General features: G+C 60.3%; 18 protein-coding genes. 9 read left to right on the top strand and 9 right to left on the bottom strand.

Annotated features, from left to right (window positions below):
• Window positions 1-75: 75 nt before the first annotated feature.
• Window positions 76-249 carry a YdcH family protein gene (locus tag FHS83_RS05770; protein ID WP_167081778.1) on the top strand — a complete coding sequence of 58 codons (174 nt, stop codon included), beginning with the start codon at window positions 76-78 and terminating at the stop codon, window positions 247-249.
• A 50-nt stretch (window positions 250-299) separates the two neighbouring features.
• Here the strand turns inward: FHS83_RS05770 and FHS83_RS05765 are convergent, their stop codons facing one another.
• The 6 genes from FHS83_RS05765 to FHS83_RS05740 all read right to left on the bottom strand — a co-directional run bounded on the left by FHS83_RS05765 (window position 300) and on the right by FHS83_RS05740 (window position 5,867).
• On the bottom strand, window positions 300-1,538 hold the full coding sequence (locus FHS83_RS05765) for a TCR/Tet family MFS transporter (RefSeq protein WP_167081776.1): 1,239 nt from the start codon (window positions 1,536-1,538) through the stop codon (window positions 300-302).
• A 66-nt stretch (window positions 1,539-1,604) separates the two neighbouring features.
• Window positions 1,605-2,636 carry an ACR3 family arsenite efflux transporter gene (arsB, locus tag FHS83_RS05760; protein ID WP_167081774.1) on the bottom strand — a complete coding sequence of 344 codons (1,032 nt, stop codon included), beginning with the start codon at window positions 2,634-2,636 and terminating at the stop codon, window positions 1,605-1,607.
• Complete coding sequence (arsN2, locus tag FHS83_RS19895) at window positions 2,636-3,970, bottom strand: arsenic resistance N-acetyltransferase ArsN2 (protein ID WP_167081772.1); 1,335 nt, start codon at window positions 3,968-3,970, stop codon at window positions 2,636-2,638. The genes arsB and arsN2 overlap by 1 nt, the downstream gene beginning before the upstream one ends.
• 156 nt (window positions 3,971-4,126) lie before the next feature.
• On the bottom strand, window positions 4,127-4,960 hold the full coding sequence (locus FHS83_RS05750) for an arsenite methyltransferase (protein WP_167081770.1): 834 nt from the start codon (window positions 4,958-4,960) through the stop codon (window positions 4,127-4,129).
• 16 nt (window positions 4,961-4,976) lie between these two features.
• Entirely contained in the window at window positions 4,977-5,321 is a 345-nt protein-coding gene (locus FHS83_RS05745) for an ArsR/SmtB family transcription factor (RefSeq protein WP_167081768.1), read from the bottom strand.
• 78 nt (window positions 5,322-5,399) lie between these two features.
• Complete coding sequence (locus FHS83_RS05740) at window positions 5,400-5,867, bottom strand: PAS domain-containing protein (protein ID WP_167081766.1); 468 nt, start codon at window positions 5,865-5,867, stop codon at window positions 5,400-5,402.
• A 426-nt stretch (window positions 5,868-6,293) separates the two neighbouring features.
• Between FHS83_RS05740 and FHS83_RS05735 the strand changes: the two genes are divergently transcribed.
• The 4 genes from FHS83_RS05735 to FHS83_RS05720 all read left to right on the top strand — a co-directional run bounded on the left by FHS83_RS05735 (window position 6,294) and on the right by FHS83_RS05720 (window position 9,107).
• Entirely contained in the window at window positions 6,294-6,905 is a 612-nt protein-coding gene (locus FHS83_RS05735) for a YqaA family protein (protein WP_167081764.1), read from the top strand.
• A 60-nt stretch (window positions 6,906-6,965) separates the two neighbouring features.
• Window positions 6,966-8,198 (top strand): MFS transporter, encoded by a 1,233-nt coding sequence (locus tag FHS83_RS05730; RefSeq protein ID WP_167081762.1) that lies wholly within the window; start codon window positions 6,966-6,968, stop codon window positions 8,196-8,198.
• A gap of 34 nt (window positions 8,199-8,232) precedes the next feature.
• Window positions 8,233-8,397: a hypothetical protein gene (locus tag FHS83_RS05725; RefSeq protein WP_167081760.1), complete on the top strand. Its 165-nt coding sequence runs from the start codon at window positions 8,233-8,235 to the stop codon at window positions 8,395-8,397.
• Window positions 8,398-8,501: 104 nt separating this feature from the next.
• Complete coding sequence (locus FHS83_RS05720) at window positions 8,502-9,107, top strand: LuxR C-terminal-related transcriptional regulator (RefSeq protein ID WP_167081758.1); 606 nt, start codon at window positions 8,502-8,504, stop codon at window positions 9,105-9,107.
• Here FHS83_RS05720 and FHS83_RS05715 read toward each other — a convergent pair whose 3' ends face one another.
• Window positions 9,108-9,755, bottom strand: a complete 648-nt coding sequence (locus tag FHS83_RS05715; protein ID WP_208414246.1) for a DUF1013 domain-containing protein — start codon at window positions 9,753-9,755, stop codon at window positions 9,108-9,110. It lies immediately after the preceding gene.
• 331 nt (window positions 9,756-10,086) lie between these two features.
• Between FHS83_RS05715 and FHS83_RS05710 the strand changes: the two genes are divergently transcribed.
• The gene (locus tag FHS83_RS05710; RefSeq protein WP_243846294.1) at window positions 10,087-11,580 is read left to right on the top strand and encodes an ankyrin repeat domain-containing protein; all 1,494 of its coding nucleotides are present in this window, start codon (window positions 10,087-10,089) and stop codon (window positions 11,578-11,580) included.
• A gap of 9 nt (window positions 11,581-11,589) precedes the next feature.
• Here the strand turns inward: FHS83_RS05710 and FHS83_RS05705 are convergent, their stop codons facing one another.
• Window positions 11,590-12,567, bottom strand: coding sequence for an NAD(P)H-quinone oxidoreductase (locus FHS83_RS05705; RefSeq protein ID WP_167081754.1), 978 nt, complete (start codon window positions 12,565-12,567; stop codon window positions 11,590-11,592).
• A 78-nt stretch (window positions 12,568-12,645) separates the two neighbouring features.
• On the opposite strand from FHS83_RS05705, the gene FHS83_RS05700 reads away from it, so the two are divergent.
• Window positions 12,646-12,843 carry a DUF1192 domain-containing protein gene (locus tag FHS83_RS05700; protein ID WP_167081752.1) on the top strand — a complete coding sequence of 66 codons (198 nt, stop codon included), beginning with the start codon at window positions 12,646-12,648 and terminating at the stop codon, window positions 12,841-12,843.
• Between the two features lie 201 nt (window positions 12,844-13,044).
• On the top strand, window positions 13,045-13,560 hold the full coding sequence (gene rcdA / locus FHS83_RS05695; RefSeq protein WP_167081750.1) for a protease adaptor protein RcdA: 516 nt from the start codon (window positions 13,045-13,047) through the stop codon (window positions 13,558-13,560).
• Between the two features lie 80 nt (window positions 13,561-13,640).
• On the opposite strand, the gene rpmE is transcribed toward rcdA, so the two are convergent.
• A complete protein-coding gene (rpmE, locus tag FHS83_RS05690) occupies window positions 13,641-13,865 on the bottom strand; it encodes a 50S ribosomal protein L31 (RefSeq protein ID WP_167081748.1) in 225 nt (74 codons plus the stop codon).
• A 189-nt stretch (window positions 13,866-14,054) separates the two neighbouring features.
• On the opposite strand from rpmE, the gene FHS83_RS05685 reads away from it, so the two are divergent.
• On the top strand, window positions 14,055-15,866 hold the full coding sequence (locus tag FHS83_RS05685) for an ABC transporter transmembrane domain-containing protein (RefSeq protein WP_167081746.1): 1,812 nt from the start codon (window positions 14,055-14,057) through the stop codon (window positions 15,864-15,866).
• Window positions 15,867-15,874: the final 8 nt, after the last annotated feature.

Here is a 15,874-nt window from a genome sequence, read left to right as displayed (position 1 = left end):
AGAGCGGAAAGGGGCGCGTGACAGAACGGTGACTTGGTGGTTTACTTTCTTGTCCCAAAAGCAAGAGGTGCAAGCATGGCACTGCAAGGGCATATCCAGGAACTCTCCGAAAAACATAAGAAACTCGAAGAACTGATCACTTACGAAATGGCCCATCCGGATTGGAACGAACACCGGGTCGCCGCCCTCAAGAAACAAAAACTCCGCATCAAGGACGAGCTCGAACGCCTTAGAAGCGACGTTCACTGAACAGCAAAATCATCTGCACCAAAGCCGGGCACGCGCAGGAGCCGTCCCTATCAGGACGCAGCGCGTGCCACCGGCCGGATGATCGCGAACAGCGCCATTGCTAGCACCAGACAGATGGCCGAGGCCATGAAGGCCGCGCCCGGAAAATAGAACGCGCCGTGATGGCGGTCTGAGGTGTAGGCGAAAAGGTTGCCGAGAAAGAGCGGCGAGACCACCGAGGTCAGCCCGCCGAGACTGGCCAGCGCGCCCTGCAATTCGCCCTGGCTCTTGGGCCCCACCACTTTGGACAGAAGCGCATTGATCGCAGGCATGGCGATCGCCATCAGCCCAAAGGGCAGCATGAAGGCATAGATCATCCAGCCTTGTGTGGAGAGCGCATAGCCGGCAAAGCTGATCGCCCCGCCGGAGAGGCCCAAATACACAGCCGCGCGTTCGCCGATCTTCGGAACCAGCCTCGGCAAGGTGGAATAGGCGATCGCCACAACAATCCCGACCACCATCAAGGACCAGCCGACCTGCTGCGGTCCCCAGGCGAATTTCTCCATGGTGTAATAGGAGAAGACGACCGGATTGGCATCATGGGCGATGCGCATCAACACCAGAACGGCGCAGAGCGGCAGGATGATGGGATAGCGTTTCAACGCAATGAGAGCGCCCAAAGGATTGGCGCGCCAGAGTTCGAATTTGCGGCGATGCTCCTTGGCAAGCGATTCTTTCAGCACCACGAAGCCGTAGAGCGCATTCAAGAAACCGAAGGCCGAGGCGGCAAAGAAGGGCAGGCGCACGCCGTATTCCCCGATAAGACCGCCAAGTGCCGGGCCGACCACAAAGCCGATGCCGAAAGCCGCCCCCACCATGCCGAAGCTCTGGGCGCGTTTTTCCGGCGGGGCGACGTCGGCGATATAGGCGGAGGCCGTGGTGTAGCTCGCACCCGCAAAGCCCGAGAGCACGCGGCCCAGAAACAGCCAGCCGATGGTCGGGGCAAGCCCCATGATGGCGTAATCGACGCCGATGCCGAGAAGCGACAAGATCAGAATGGGGCGGCGGCCGAAGCGATCGCTCAAATTTCCCAGCAGCGGCGAAAACAGGAACTGCATCCCGGCATAGGAAAAAGCGAGCCAGGCGCCATAGCGCGCCGCATCGTCCATGCCGCCATGAATAAGGGTCGCAATCAGCTTGGGCAGCACCGGCAGAATGATGCCGAGCCCCATGGAATCGATGACGATGGTGACAAAGATGAAAGCGAGCGCATGTTTGCCCGCCCCCTGTGCCGCACCACTATTTGCCATTCCCCGCCTGCCCCTACCGAAAACGTGGGGCAAGCTGGCAGACGGAGAGGGTTGAGGCAAGTAATCTCAGGCCGCGCGCACCTTGCCGTACCAATCTTTGGTGTGATTGACGGTCCAAACCACGCTCAGCATCACCGGCACTTCGATCAGCACACCAACCACCGTGGCCAGTGCCGCGCCCGAGTGAAAGCCGAACAGGCTGATGGCGGCGGCCACCGCAAGCTCGAAAAAGTTGGAGGCACCGATCAAAGCCGACGGTCCCGCCACGCAATGCTGCTCGCCCGCCATGCGGTTCAGAAGATAGGCGATCCCGGAGTTGAAATAGACCTGGATCAGAATTGGCACCGCCAGCAGCGCGATCACCATGGGCTGGGCGATGATCTGCTCGCCTTGGAAACCGAACAGCAGCACCAGCGTTGCCAGAAGCGCCACCAGCGAGATGGGCGAAAGCGTCTTCAACAATCCGGCAAGCCCGGCCTCGCCCTTTGCCGCCAGGATGGAGCGCCGGATCAGTTGCGCGGCGATCACCGGCACAACGATATAAAGCACCACCGACAGGACCAGCGTGTCCCAAGGCACGGTGATGGCGGAAAGGCCGAGCAACAGCCCCACGATGGGCGCGAAGGCGAAGACCATGATGAGGTCGTTCACCGCGACTTGGGTCAGGGTGAAATGCGGCTCGCCTTTGCACAGGTTCGACCACACGAACACCATCGCGGTGCAGGGTGCAGCGGCGAGGAGGATCAGCCCCGCGATATAGCTGTCAATTTGGGCTGCGGGCAGAAGCGGGCGAAACAGCGTGCCGATAAAAAGCCAGCCCAGCAACGCCATGGAGAAGGGTTTGACCGCCCAGTTGATGAACAACGTCACGCCGATGCCGCGCCAATGCTGGCCTACTTCTTTCAATGCGGCGAAATCGATCTTGAGCAGCATCGGAATGATCATCAGCCAGATCAGCACCGCCACCGGCAGATTGACCTTGGCGATCTCCAGCGCCCCGATAGCTTGGAATGCGCCCGGCAGGATTTGTCCGAGCGCGATTCCGGCGACAATGCAAAGCCCCACCCAGAGGGTGAGATAGCGTTCGAAGTTTGACATCAGAAGCTGATCTTCTTGGAGAGGAGGGTTGCACTCGCCGGGCAGAGCGATTTTGCTTGGCGTGTTTGAAGGATGGCTTGCGGCGCGTCCTCGCGGGTCTTGCGGCTAAAGCCGTTCTTCTCGAAGAAATCGCTCGCCGTGGTGGTGAGAAGCCAGGCCGTCTTGGCGCCTTCGCGATAGGCGCGATACATCAGAAGCGGCACAATGTTACGGCCAATCTTTTTTCCGCGCGCTTCGGACAGCACCACGATGGAGCGCAGGAAAACATCCGCGCCATAAAGCTCGTAGCCGCCATAGCCCAGCACCGCACCCGAAAGCGTGCGATAGACAAAGAAGCGCCGGTTAGGCTCACGCAAATCGTCCAGCGCCAGCTTTTCATCGTGCAAGGCGGCGATCAGACCGGCATCGTCACCGCCGATCTGCACATCGCGCAGAAACGGCGCGCCATCTTCCTTGTTCAGATCAATCCCCGGCATCATCGGCAATAGATCCAGCACCACATCAGAGGGGCGAGAGAGCGCGGCGCCCTTGCCCGTCACCACCAAGGGGCGGTTGAGAAGAATGGGATGCGCGGCAATGGCTTCAAACAGTGCGTCATCGCTTGCTGCATCCAAACCCAACTCGGCGTAAGGCGTGCCTTTCTTGCGCAGGATTTGGCGCAAGCTGAGACCGGCTTTGGCCAGGATCGCTTCGATCTCAGCGCGTGACGGCGGGGTTTTCAGATACTCCACCACATGCGGCAGAACCCCGAAATGGCGCAGCAAGGCGAGCGTATTGCGCGAGGTGCCGCAATCGGGGTTGTGATAGATCGTGGCCTTCAAGCCCTTCGCCGTTGCCCCGTCCGAGGCGCCGATGATTTCCACCTCGCGGGTGAGGGCGAGCTTGTCCAGCTTGGTGATGGGCAGCGACAGAAAGGCGGTGATGCGGTTCTTCAGGTACCGGAAGGCCAGCACAAAGGCGCGCTCGCGCTCCAAATCCGAACCCTCTACGGCTGCCGGGTCTTCAATTCCCCAATGGGCGGTGACGGGTTGGCCCGGCCATACGGGGCAAATTTCGCCAGCGGCGTTGTCGCAAACGGTGAAGACGAAATCCATCTTGGGGGCGTTCGCCGTGGCGAATTCATCCCAGTTTTTTGATCGCGCCTCTTCGGTTGGGTAGCCAAAGCTTTCCAACACTTTAAGGGCGGTAGGGTGAACGTCCCCTTTGGGGTGGCTTCCGGCGGAAAAAGCGCGAAAGCGTCCCGCTCCATCCTTGTTCAGAATGCTCTCCGCAAGAATAGAGCGGGCGGAGTTGCCCGTACACAGGAACAAGACATTATAGACCTTCTCGGCCATGGGACACCTGTGACTAGGGATGGAGGACCATTACGGCATAGGCGAAGAAGGCGATGGCTCCGTAAATAGAAGCGATTGCCAACACCACGCGCCCCGCAAGGGGCTGCATCTCGCGGTCAGGGCCGCCGACACAGCAAGCGTTGGATGGTGCGCGCATCATTTGCTCCCGCAGCAGCAGGGCGGGCGCGGTTTGACGGCGCGGATAAAGGCGCTGACGAATTTCTTGTCGATCAGCGGCGCCACGGTTTCAAAATCCACGCCCTTATTCTTGAACCAATCGCGTGCGACTTCGGCTTCATAGACGCGCGTGGCTTCCACCCCCACGGCGGTAAACCCTGCCGCTTCCAGCTTGGCCTTATATTCGCTGTCTTGCAGCGCGCCCGCCACACAGCCCGCCCATAACAGCATGTCGCCTTTAATGGCTTGGGGAACCTCTCCGCGCACTACGATATCGGAGACCGCAAAGCGCCCGCCTGGTTTCAGCACCCGGAAGGCTTCGCGCAGCACCTTGTCCTTGTCGGCGGAAAGATTGATGACGCAGTTGGAGATGATGACATCTACCGAATTATCCTGCAGCGGAATGGCTTCGATCTCGCCTTTCAGGAATTCGACATTGGAAAGTCCCGCCTTCTCTTTGTTCTGATTGGCGAGCGCCAGCATTTCGTCGGTCATGTCGAGGCCATAGGCTTTGCCCGTGGGCCCAACGCGGCGCGCCGAGAGCAGCACATCGATGCCGCCGCCTGAGCCGAGGTCCAGCACCGTTTCGCCCGCGGCGAGTTCCGCCAAGGCGGTAGGGTTGCCGCAACCCAGCGAAGCCAGTACGGCGGTATCCGGCAAGGCACCAACTTCATCGATGTTGTAGAGGGTGGAGGTCACAGCTTCCGCCGAGCCGCATTTTTTCTTCTCGCCGCAGCACGAAGAGCTTTCCTCGCTCACGCGCTTGGCGGCTTCGGCATATTTGGTGCGGACGGCTTCCTTGATGTCGGACATAGATGTCCTCCCTGATCTATCGGGCCTGGCAGCAGGTCACTTTCTTGGGTTCAACCACTTGGTTACGGGTGCAGCATTCGTCGTAAAGAAACGCGAGCAGCTCTTGCAGCGCCTCATGATTGGCGGCGTAGCGCAGAAACGTGCCTTCGCGCGTCACCGTGACGAGGCTCTCATTCTTCAGTTTTTCCAGATGATGCGAGAGCGTTGAATTGGGGATGGAGAGTTCGTCCCCGATTTCGCCCACGACCATGCCCACGGGGTGCGCGGTCAGAAGCAGCCGTACGATACGCAGCCGCGGCTCCGTCCCCATCGCGGACAGCATATCGGCGAAGCGGGTGATGTCCTCGTCGCGTGTGGCCATGTGCTCTCCTGTTCTATATTTCTACATATATCGAAATATAAGACCTGTCGAGCCCCCGGCTAATGATGCCGCGCTGTATTAACCTTGTTCTTGTTTCTGGCGCTCTTCGGCTTCCACGGTCGCCCAGGATCGTTTGCCATCAAAGGCGATGCCGACCAGAACGAATTTAACGAGGCCCCCATCGGCCTTCAGCGGCGCATAGAGGTATTCCGCCGTCATATGCGATTTCTCGAAGGTATCGGCGCGCAGGATCAAGCGGATCGGCTTCTGCGTCTGCAAGGCCAGATCGGCTGAGGCGTACCAGCGTTCCTGGAACTTTTCCGGGATGGCTTCTTCGAAATATTTCCCAGTCAGTTCGCCGTAATATTGCACGATGCCGCTGCCCATCAGGCGTACGCGATAGCGCCGCTGCAGGCCTTCGCCATTGCGTTCATAAATCGCGATGTCGCGCATGAAGGGCTGCAGCTTGCGCGCGGTCAGTGCATTGCGTTCGGGAATGCCGCCTGCGGCTTCCTTCTGCCACAGCGCAAGCATGTCGTGCAGCATGGGCGAATCGAATCGCAGCTTCTCATCACAGATGATCGGCCAGCCCTTTGCCGACGCAACTTCTTGAAAAGCCGACGCGCTTGTGATTTCAGGAAAATACTGTCTCGGTTGAGGTGACATACAGACTCACTGACACGCATGCAGCAATCGGCTCTAGCCGCGGGAATGGGTTGTCGCCGTGCGAACTAACTACGCGTACGGAATATTTAATTTCAAGCCGAAAACACACGCACCCCATGCCCTCATGGCGAGATTTTTTTGGTTATCGCAGCGCGTGAAGGCTGGCGCGTGTCAACTTCACTTCCGCGTGTGATGTTTCTCTTTGCGGCAAAATCGTGGCGCGCGTGTCTCGCAGGCGCCAGCAACAGGCATGGACGCTTCGCTTAGGGGTTGCTACGAAGGGGCGTCCAAGAGGGGTGAGCGGAAATGATCGAGGATTCAGCAGCCGGCAAGAAGACTGGCCTTATCCGGCGCGGTTACGCCTGGATGATGGAAAAAGCGCAAGGCAAGCATGCGTTGTGGGCTTTGGCTGCCTTTGCTTTTGCGGAAGCCTCCTTTTTCCCCATTCCGCCGGATGTGATGCTCTTGCCGATGATGCTGGCCGACCGCAAGCGTGCCTTCCGGCTGGCGGCGTGGTGCGCGCTGTGGTCCGTGATCGGCGGTCTATTCGGCTATGCCATCGGCGCCCTCGCTTGGGAAGCTATCGGTAAGCCCATCGCGGCGGCCTTCCATTTTAATGTCGAACCTTATCGCGTGCTTTATGCCGCCAATGCGTATTGGATCGCGATCCAGGGTCTCACGCCCATTCCTTTCAAGCTTGTCACGATTTCGGCCGGTCTCGCCAATGTTCCGCTTCTGGCTTTCGTGCTTTTCGCCTGCCTTGCCCGCAGCGTGCGCTTCATTGTGATCGAGGGGCTCCTGGTGCATTTCTTCGGGGCCCAGGCGCAGGCGATCCTCGATAAATATATGGAAGCGGCTCTGATCGTGTTCCTGGTGGCGGTGGTGGTCGGCATCGTGCTCGTCACCGTGGTGATGTAGCGACATCGCAAGCTTCGCCCCGCCTTGAAGTTGCCCCAAGGCGGGGTCAAGGATCAGCGCATGGTCCCACAACTGGCCTCTCTGGCCACCATCCTGTTTACGACGCTGATCTTCCTGACCGGGAATGGGTTGCTCAACACCCTCATTCCGGTGCGCGCCCATCTCGAAGGCTTTCCCACCCTCACCATTGGGCTGATAGGCTCGGCGTATTTTGCGGGCTTCGTGCTCGGCTGTTTCACCGGCCCGCGCTGGCTCAACCGTGTCGGCCATGTGCGCACCTTCAGCGTCTGCGCTGCGCTCTGTGCCGCCGTCACCTTGATCATGTCGATCTTCGTGGCCGATTTCGCATGGCTCTTTTTGCGCGCGCTGTTTGGTTTTGCCGCCGCCAATATCTTCATCACGCTGGAAAGCTGGCTGAATGATAAGGTTAAGAACGAGACCCGCGGCGTCGTCTTCGCCGCCTATCTCGGGGTGAATTTCGCCGGCATGATGATGGGCCAGCTTCTCTTCGCCACCGCACGGCCCTCAAGCTTTGTCCTCTTCAGCATGGCGACGATCTTCTACACGCTGTGCCTGGTGCCGGTCGGGCTCACCGATTTGAAACAGCCCGCGCCCGCTCCGGTGCGCAAACTTCGCCCCTGGAATTTGTTTCGCATCTCGCCCGTGGGAGTGGCTGGCTGTATTGCGGTGGGCTTTGCCAACAATGCGATGTGGACGCTCGCGCCCGTCTATGCCCAAAGCCAGGGGCTCTCGAGCGGCAATGTCGCGCTCTTCATGGTGGCTTTCACCATGGGCGGCACGCTGGTGCAGATTCCGGTCGGGCGTCTCTCCGATCATATCGACCGGCGCTGGGTCATGGCGGGCACCTGCGCATTGGCCGCGACGGCAGGTATCTTGATCGCGCTTTATGATAGCCACGACCGCAACACCATGCTGTGGAGCTTCGGCCTCTTCGGCATTTTCATGCTGCCGCTCTATGCCTTGTCGGTGGCCCATGCCAATGACCGCATGCCGAAGGGCGGTTATGTCGAAGCCTCAGCGACGCTGCTCCTGATCAACTCCATCGCCTCGGTGATCGGGCCAACCTTCGCGGCCTCGGTGATGGATCTTTTCGGTGCACGCGCGCTCTTCTTCTTCACGGCGTCCGTGCATAGCTGCATGCTGGTCTTCACGCTCTTCCGCCTGACGCAGAAATCGCGTCCGCCGATGCAGGAGCATTTCACGCCGCTGCCGCCAGAGGCTTCTCCCTCGACCCTCGAGCTTGTCGCGCCCAAGCACGACCCCGCGCCCTAGCTGCCGTTTTGGCAATACCGGCCCGGGCCCGAACGTGCTCTTGATCGAGCACCAGACGAGCTTTGCGGTTCTGGATCCCAGCAAGAAGCGTGATCTTGAAATGAAAAAGACGCTGGAAGCATTGACGCCGAAATCGGGAGCCGAGGCCAAGGTGGCCGATTTCAACAAATTCCGTGCCTTCACCGGCACCGAATATTGAACGCGGCTCGAATTCACCAAGTGACTTTTGCAGGGGCGGCCATTGCGCCGCCCTTTTTGCATGTGGGTAGGGTAATTCGCTCCTGGCTTTGCTAGGCTCGACCCATGCCGCGTGGACGCCCGCCTCATTTGGATGCGCTCACTCCTGCCGAATGGCGGGTGACGGATTCGGTCCGGCATGGGCTCACGAACAAGGACATTGCGGCGCGTCACGGCTTCAGCGTCAACGCGGTCAAGTACCATCTGGCTAATATCCTGGCCAAGCTGGGGCTTCAGAACCGGGCTCAGTTGCGCGCGTTTCGCGGCGTGGAGCGCGCCTCGGCGCTTTCAAAACAGGAAAGGCAGGATGAGATGCAGCTCGGATCGATCGGTCAGATTTCGCGCAGCGTGGCAGACATTGCCGCCTCGATGCGCTGGTATGGCGAGGTGCTGGGGTTCAGGCACCTCTATACATTCGGGGAGCTTGCGTTCTTTGATTGCGGTGGCACGCGGCTATTTCTGTCGAAAGGCGGGGTGAAAGCGGAATCGATCCTTTATTTCCGCGTGCCCGATATTCAAACCGCCTATGAGGAACTCTCATCGCGCGGCGTCGCTTTTCTTGGCGCGCCGCATAGGATTCACCGCCATGAGGACGGCACGGAAGAATGGATGGCCTTCTTCAATGATCTGGAAGGCCGTCCGCTCGCCCTCATGTCGGCGGTAAAGCCCTGATTATTCTTCCTCACCCTCTTCGTGAAGTTCTTCCGGCTCGTCGGCCGGGGCGCGATGCGGCTGGCCATCCAGCGGCATGATGGTGGTGCCCGCCTTGCCCGAACGCGCGCTGGGGCGCTTGGTGGCGGCGCGCGACACGGCCAAGTCGAGTTCGAGCTGGCTGCACAGGCCCAGTGTCACCGGATCGACCGCCTTCAGATTGGTGGCGTTCCAATGCGAGCGCTCGCGGATCTTCTGGATGGTCGCCTTGGTGGTGCCGATCAGCTTGATGATGTCGGCATCGGCCATTTCGGGATGATTGCGCAGAATCCAATAGACCGCATCGGGCTTGTCCTGGCGCTTGGAGACCGGGGTATAGCGCGGCGCCTTCTTCTGCTTTACCGGCGGCATCTTGTGCTTGGGCGGGGCCATTTTCAGGCGCAGAACCGGGTTCTTTTCGGCGGCTTCGATCTGCTCACGGGTGAGCTGACCGGCCGAAACCGGGTCCATACCGCGGATGCCCTTGGCGACGTCTTCGTCAGCGATACCCTTCACTTCGAGCGGATGCAGACCGCAGAAATCGGCGATCTGGTCGAAGGAAAGCGAGGTATTGTCCACCAGCCAGACGGCGGTGGCCTTGGGCATCAAAGGCTTATTGTCAGCGGCCATGATAATTTTCTCCCTGTGCCGGGGAAGCTGTCACCCTCCCACCGACCTCTCAAGGCTTACCCTTTTCGAGGAATGGCAGAGCTTTTACCGGGGTTTTTCCCGGAAGGAAAGGGGATGTTTCTCCCCATTTTAGGGCTCATGCCGTCTCTGCCCGGTGAGGTTGCGGGGCGGCGGCATGGCATGGGGGCCGCCCACACGCGAAGGCCGCCCGTTTGTAAACCCCAAAACCTTTATGTACATTCCCTCGGGGGCACTTTTAGCACCGCAAATCTTAGGGGAAGGCGGCGCGGAGGTATCTGCGCGGGGCATCTGGGGGATACACGTGAAGGGCATGATTTACGCGGCCACGCTGGCGTTGGCCGTGGCGGGCATATCGTTCTCGGGGACAGCGATCGCCGAGACCAAGCCACCGCTTTACGATCCGATCCAAACCGGCGATGTGGCAGGTGTGCGTGCAGCGTTGCAGAACGGCGCTGACGTGAACGCGACTTATAATGGCGAGACCATGCTCAACCGCGCGATACGGGAGAAAGACGCGCAGATCACCAAGATACTGCTGGCGGCGCCGGGCATCGATGTGAATAAGCGCGGCACCTTCAACAACGACATGGGTTCGTGGACGCGCACGCCGCTGATCCTGGCCTCGGCCATGGGCAAAACAGAGATCGTCAGCACCTTGCTGAAAATGGGCGCTGCGGTAAATACCAGGGATATTTCGGACGATATGCCGGAATCGCGCGGCAGCACCGCCCTCATCAAGGCGGCGCAATACCGCCACGCCGATGCCATCCGGCTGCTGGTAACAGAGGCCAAGGGCATCGACCTCAATGCCAAGAACCGCTTCGGCCACGCCGCGATATGGTATGCGGCTGAAGCTGAAGACCTCGCCTCAGTCAAACTTCTCTGCGAGCACGGGGCAGCCGTGAACATCGCCGATAATGAGGGCGAGTCCATCCTGACCACGACCTTCCTGCACAAGAACCGCGCCGTGCTGGACTATCTCGTATCGAAAGGCGCCGACATCAACCGCGTCTCCGGCAAGGGCCTGACACCGCTCGATGCCGCGATCCTATCTTTGAAAGGCGAGGATGGCCGGACCATTCGCGGCTTCATCGACTACTTCCTATCGTTCAAGCCCAATCTCGACTTGCAGAAGAGTTTGCCGGGCGGCCTCGGCGGCGTTCCGGCTCTGCATCTGGCGGCACAATTCGGCCACGCCGACATGGTCGCGCTGCTGCTCGATCATGGCGCGTCGATCGACCTGAAAAGCCAGGCTCGCGGTGCCACCGCCTTGCATTACGCCGTCTTTCCCAATGAGCCCGACGCCGCAAAAGTGCTGATCAAGCGCAAGGCCAATCTCGAAATCGCCGATTTAACGGGTGCAACGCCGATCACCATGGCGACCCAGCTTCACCGCTCCGAGATTGTGCGGCTCTTGAGCGACGCGGGTGCCAAACCGGCGAATGTGAAAACCTATGGCGTGGCGCCGTCGTCCCTCGCCCCCAATGCCGCGCCGTCTGTCTCAGCCGATAAGCTGTTCGGCACGTGGAGTGGAACACAGGACGGCATCTCATACGCGGTGATGATTCTGACGCTGAACAAGGCGGGGACCTATAGCTTCACCTCGAAATTCACCGCTGCAGCCTTGAAGACCTATCCCAGTGGTGTGAACCCGATCATCGCCGCTCATCAAGGCAGCTATGCCGTCTCGGGTGATGTCTTGACCCTTTCGCCATCCAGCGCCGCGCCGGTTGCCATGCGCTGGGTGATGGACAACGGCGTGCTGGTGCTCGACGGCAAGACCCGCATGAAGAAGGGCAAATAGGCGGCAGATTCACACCGTCAGCACGATCTTGCCGATATGGCTGCCTTCGCGCATGCGGGCGTGGGCGGCACCCGCTTCGGCCAGGGGAAATACCCTGTCGATCACCGGCTTGATGCGGCCGGTTTCGATCAGCGGCCAGACCTCGCTTTGCACCGCATCGCGGATTGTCTGTTTCTCAGCCGGGGTCCGCCCCCGAAGGGTGGTGGCTGCGAGGGTCAGCCGCTTGAGCAGCATCAAGGAAAAATCGACTTCCGCCTTGGCGCCCTTCTGAAAGGCGATATTCACAATGCGGCCCTTGAAGGCGGCGGCCTGAAAATTGCGCCCGATATAATCGCCGCCCACCATATCGAGGATGACATCGGCACCTTGCCCGCCGGTGAAATCCTTCACGGTGCGGACGAAATCGTCTTTGGTGTAATCGACGACGCAATCGGCGCCGAGCTGGCCGCAGCAGATGCCTTTCTTTTCGCCCGCCGCCGTGGCGATCACGGTGCAGCCGAGCGCCTTGCAAAGCTGGATGGCGGCGGTGCCGATGCCGCTTGAGCCGCCATGGATCAGCACCGTCTCGCCGGGCTTTAACCCCGCGGTGTCGAACAGATTGGTCCAGACGGTGAAATAGGCTTCAGGCAGGCTCGCCGCCTCTGTCAGGCTGCGTCCTTTGGGGGCGAGGAGGGTGGAGCCTTCTTCCGCCAGCGCATATTCCGCATACCCCCCACCGGGGATCAGCGCTGCGACGTTATCGCCGGCTTTGAAATTTTGTACTGCGGGGCCGGTCTCGGTGACGATGCCTGCCACCTCCATGCCGAGAATGGGCGATGCGCCGGGCGGCGGCGGATATTTACCGCGTGCCTGCAACACATCCGCGCGGTTAAGCCCCGCGGCCACCACTTTGATAAGGATTTCGCGCCCTTTGGGTCGTGGCGTTTCCGCCTCCGTCAACTCCAGCACATAGTCCGGCCCGGGGTTGCGAATGCTAATGGCGCGCATGGAACACCTTGCGTTGAGGTGGGGTAACGGCGGAAACTCTGCCCACATTAAGAGAGCATTGCAGCAGGAGGATACACCATGGCGATCGATCCGGAAGAACTCCTGCCACGCAAAAAAGCCCCGGAAATCCTCATCGGCCAAGACCTCTCCACCCTCTCTGAATTCGAGCTGAAGGCGCGCATCGCCGCGTTGAAGGAAGAGGTTGAACGCTGTGAGGCTGCCATCCTCGCGCGACAGTCGACACGCTCCGCCGCTGATGCGTTCTTCAAACGGTGATCAAAGCGGAGGATGATCCTCCGATCCGTTAACGCTTGGCTTATCCTTAATACAAACAGGAAAGCGTGGCGGCGCGGCCACCGATAAGAGTGTTAACGCTTTTTCTCGCATTCTTACGTCTTGCGCGCGGTGTGCGAGTTGATAGCCTCTTGTTCATCAGCGTGCTGGTATTGGTACGCGGGCGCGGGGCATGGGGTAAACATGGAATATCTCGACGAAGACGACGACGAGAACATTCGCGATCTCACGCTGCAATCCTTCACGGGGTCAGCGCTGTTCCAGCGTACCTTCGATGAAGGCATGTCGTTGGTGGAAGAGACCGCGCGCTATCTCGATGGTCCTGGCCGTGATGAGCAGCGCAATCTGCCGCGCAAAACAGCGCTGCTTTATGCGGGCGAAAGCATGCGCGTGACCACGCGCCTGATGCAGGCCGCAAGTTGGCTTCTGGTGCAGCGCGCCGTGCACGAGGGTGAGATGAAGCCTGAGGACGCGGCCAGCGAACGCTATCGCTTGGGCTCCAAGGAAATCTGTTTCGGCGGTGCCGCCGATGAGGGCGTAGAGACCTTGCCGAAAACCCTGCAGCTTCTTTTGGCGCGCAGCGACAATCTCTATCGCCGCATCGCGCGCCTTGATGATGTGCTGTTCGGCGAGAAGAAGGCGCCTGCCGGTGCGCGCGGCGCGCTCGCCATGCTGGAGCGGGCTTTCTCGATCCAATAGGCGCCGCTTCAACCTCGGCCTAAAAACAAATAAGGGGACCTTGCGGTCCCCTTTTTCGCATACGCCAAGCGTGTAAGGCTTTAGGCCTTCACGAAGCCGCCGAACTTCTTGTTGAAGCGCGTCAGACGGCCGCCGCGGTCGAGGAGCTGGGCCTGACCGCCGGTCCAAGCCGGGTGCGTGGTGGGGTCGATGTCCAGGAGCAGCTTCTGCTCGGCTTCGCCATAGGTCGTGCGCGTACGATAGGTGGAGCCGTCGTTCAGCTGCACGTTCACAAAATGGTAGTTGGGGTGAATGCCCTTTTTCATGGCGCCGGACCTTTTTCACGTAAAGAGGCGCGGCTTATAGGGGAAAGGGGCCAGAAGCGCAAGCGGACAATCTATCAAGGGCTTTCTGCCCCTAAGAAGCTGCAATGCCGGGCCAAATCGCGCGCTTTGGGTTTAACCTTTGTCGCCAAGGCCTATATAGGCGTCATCCTCTCGGAAGGGCTTTCAGGAATGACGCAGTCTGGTGCGGAATATGCGGAAACGGTGCAATATGTCGCCCAAGGGCGGGCAAAAGGCCGTTCCCTCAAGCCCTTAAGGGTTTTGCTGCCGTTCCTGCGCCCCTACCGGGGCCCCTTGATTGGGGCTGTACTCGCCATGGTGGTGGCAGCTTCCGCCACCCTGATTATGCCCGCCATGTTGCGCGGCTTGGTGGATCAGGGCTTTTCCGCCTCCCGGATCGAGGAAATCTCGCACTATTTCTTCCTTTTCCTGGCCGCGGCGGGAGCGATGGGGGTGTCCGGCGCCACCCGCTTTTATTTCGTCACCTGGATCGGCGAGCGTGTCACTGCCGATATCCGCAAGGCCGTGTTTGATCATGTCCTTGGTCTGACGCCTGCCTTTTTCGAGGTCACCCGCACGGGCGAGGTATTGTCGCGGCTCTCTGCCGATACCACCCTGGTGCAGACCGTGCTGGGCTCCTCAGCTTCCTTTGCCATCCGCAATGTCTTGATGGCTGTAGCGGGCATCGCGCTGATGTTCCTGACAAGCTGGAAGCTCACGGCGTTGGTGGTGGCAGGGGTCTTCGTCGTCATCCTGCCCTTGATCGCCTTTGGCCGCTGGGTGCGCAAATTGAGCCGTGAGAGCCAGGACCGCCTCGCCGATACCAGCGCCCACGCCGCCGAAACCTTGAACGCCGTTCCTACTGTGCAGGCTTTCAGCCGTGAGGATGACGAGCGCGCCCGTTATGCGAAGGCGACGGAAGAGTCCTTTGTCATCGCGATCCTGCGCACCCGCGCCCGCGCGGTGATGACGGCGGTGGCGACCTTCGCGGTCTTCGGCTGCATTGTCGGTGTCGGCTGGGTTGGTGCGCAGGAAGTGCTGGCGGGCATTATGTCTCCGGGCCAGCTCGTGCAGTTCATCATCTATGCGATTCTGGTCGGCGGTGCCTTCGCAGCGGTGAGCGAGTTGTGGGGCGATCTGCAACGCGCCGCGGGCGCCTCGGAGCGCCTCGTCGAATTGCTTGAAACCAAGCCCGCCATCACTCCGCCCGCCAATCCGAAAAGGCTGATCACGCCGGCCAAGGGTGCGGTGCGGTTCGAGAATGTGTCCTTCCGCTACCCCTTGCGCCCCGATACCGCCGCGCTGGATGAGATGTCCTTGAGCGTGGAGCCGGGCGAGGCTGTCGCCTTGGTCGGGCCTTCGGGCGCGGGCAAATCCACCGTCTTCCAATTGCTCCTGCGCTTCTACGCGGCGCAATCGGGCAAGATTTCCTTCGATGGCACCGATATCGCCGAGCTTGATCCCACCGAATTGCGCAAACATATCTCGCTGGTTTCGCAAGACCCGGTGATCTTCTCCGGCACCATCGCCGATAACATCCGCTATGGCCGCCCTGGCGCTGATGATGAGGCCGTGCGCAATGCCGCCGAAGGCGCCGCCGCGCTCGAGTTCATCGAGAAGCTGCCCGATGGGTTCAACACGCGCCTCGGCGAGCGTGGCATCACCCTGTCCGGCGGCCAGCGCCAGCGCCTTGCGATTGCGCGCGCCATGTTGCGCGATGCGCCGCTGCTTCTCCTTGATGAAGCGACCTCGGCGCTGGATGCGGAGAATGAACGTCTGGTGCAGCAAGGTCTTGCCAATCTGATGGCGGGCCGCACCACCCTTGTCATCGCCCATCGCCTTGCCACCATTCAAAAGCTGAAGCGCATTGTGGTGATGGAAGACGGCAAGGCCGTCGCTGAAGGCAGCCATGACGAGCTTGTGGCTAAAGGCGGTCTTTACGGGCGCCTCGCTGCGCTGCAATTTGCGGCGGCGGCACAGTAAGTGGGGTC

This window comes from Rhizomicrobium palustre, assembly GCF_011761565.1.
Lineage (GTDB): Bacteria > Pseudomonadota > Alphaproteobacteria > Micropepsales > Micropepsaceae > Rhizomicrobium > Rhizomicrobium palustre.
Note: the sequence above shows the minus strand (reverse complement) of the source record. Positions and strands in the feature narration are given on the sequence as shown.

What these genes read in the sequence shown, in the direction of transcription:
- FHS83_RS05770 (WP_167081778.1), top strand. Translation starts at nt 76, where the DNA reads ATGGCACTGCAAGGGCATATCCAGGAACTCTCCGAAAAACATAAGAAA.
- FHS83_RS05765 (WP_167081776.1), bottom strand. Translation starts at nt 1,538, where the DNA reads ATGGCAAATAGTGGTGCGGCACAGGGGGCGGGCAAACATGCGCTCGCT.
- arsB (WP_167081774.1), bottom strand. Translation starts at nt 2,636, where the DNA reads ATGTCAAACTTCGAACGCTATCTCACCCTCTGGGTGGGGCTTTGCATT.
- arsN2 (WP_167081772.1), bottom strand. Translation starts at nt 3,970, where the DNA reads ATGGCCGAGAAGGTCTATAATGTCTTGTTCCTGTGTACGGGCAACTCC.
- FHS83_RS05750 (WP_167081770.1), bottom strand. Translation starts at nt 4,960, where the DNA reads ATGTCCGACATCAAGGAAGCCGTCCGCACCAAATATGCCGAAGCCGCC.
- FHS83_RS05745 (WP_167081768.1), bottom strand. Translation starts at nt 5,321, where the DNA reads ATGGCCACACGCGACGAGGACATCACCCGCTTCGCCGATATGCTGTCC.
- FHS83_RS05740 (WP_167081766.1), bottom strand. Translation starts at nt 5,867, where the DNA reads ATGCTGCACGACATGCTTGCGCTGTGGCAGAAGGAAGCCGCAGGCGGC.
- FHS83_RS05735 (WP_167081764.1), top strand. Translation starts at nt 6,294, where the DNA reads ATGATCGAGGATTCAGCAGCCGGCAAGAAGACTGGCCTTATCCGGCGC.
- FHS83_RS05730 (WP_167081762.1), top strand. Translation starts at nt 6,966, where the DNA reads ATGGTCCCACAACTGGCCTCTCTGGCCACCATCCTGTTTACGACGCTG.
- FHS83_RS05720 (WP_167081758.1), top strand. Translation starts at nt 8,502, where the DNA reads ATGCCGCGTGGACGCCCGCCTCATTTGGATGCGCTCACTCCTGCCGAA.
- FHS83_RS05715 (WP_208414246.1), bottom strand. Translation starts at nt 9,755, where the DNA reads ATGGCCGCTGACAATAAGCCTTTGATGCCCAAGGCCACCGCCGTCTGG.
- FHS83_RS05710 (WP_243846294.1), top strand. Translation starts at nt 10,087, where the DNA reads ATGATTTACGCGGCCACGCTGGCGTTGGCCGTGGCGGGCATATCGTTC.
- FHS83_RS05705 (WP_167081754.1), bottom strand. Translation starts at nt 12,567, where the DNA reads ATGCGCGCCATTAGCATTCGCAACCCCGGGCCGGACTATGTGCTGGAG.
- FHS83_RS05700 (WP_167081752.1), top strand. Translation starts at nt 12,646, where the DNA reads ATGGCGATCGATCCGGAAGAACTCCTGCCACGCAAAAAAGCCCCGGAA.
- rcdA (WP_167081750.1), top strand. Translation starts at nt 13,045, where the DNA reads ATGGAATATCTCGACGAAGACGACGACGAGAACATTCGCGATCTCACG.
- rpmE (WP_167081748.1), bottom strand. Translation starts at nt 13,865, where the DNA reads ATGAAAAAGGGCATTCACCCCAACTACCATTTTGTGAACGTGCAGCTG.
- FHS83_RS05685 (WP_167081746.1), top strand. Translation starts at nt 14,055, where the DNA reads ATGACGCAGTCTGGTGCGGAATATGCGGAAACGGTGCAATATGTCGCC.